The organism is Psychrobacter sp. AOP5-GZ1-6, from assembly GCF_052376345.1.
Lineage (GTDB): Bacteria > Pseudomonadota > Gammaproteobacteria > Pseudomonadales > Moraxellaceae > Psychrobacter.
On sequence record NZ_JBQSVP010000335.1, the window covers coordinates 1 to 537 of the forward strand.

1 pseudogene and 1 other annotated feature are annotated in these 537 nt (G+C 44.3%); the pseudogene reads right to left on the reverse strand.

Features of this window, described 5'->3' with window-relative positions:
- Window positions 1-537: pseudogene (locus ACT3RN_RS16080) on the reverse strand (IS3 family transposase); the annotation flags it as partial.
- Window positions 262-378 (reverse strand) — a sequence feature (AL1L pseudoknot). Its footprint overlaps the pseudogene before it by 117 nt.

Here is a 537-nt window from a genome sequence, read left to right on the forward strand (position 1 = left end):
ATCACGAGACTTAGTGGTTACCTTACCCTTACCTCGCCAAATACCCTGCATACCATGCTGACGCATTAACCGCTCTACAGTGCAACGTGCAGGATGTACACCTTCGTATTTCAACTGTTTCCAGACTTTACGAGCACCATAACGGCATTTGCTGTCCTTCCAAATACGTTTAATCTCATTAAGATAGAAGTCGTCATGCTGGCTACGCTGTGAACGCTTTTCAGGATTTTCTTCTAGCTCTTTAGCACGATAGTATGTGGATGGAGCAATCGGTAATACTCTACAGATTGGCTCGACTCCATATTGTTGTTTGTGATCGTTAATAAAATCAACCATTACTTGGGTTTGCGGCCCGTCTCCGCCTGGGCGAAAAAAGCAGCTGCTTTCTTTATAATCTCATTGGCTTGCTTTAACTCTCTGTTCTCACGTTCAAGCTCTTTGATACGCTCCGCTTGGCTTTGAGCTTGAATGTTTGCACCAATGGTTTTATCAATGTGCTTTTTATGCCATGATCGTAGGGTCTCAGGCGTGCAACCT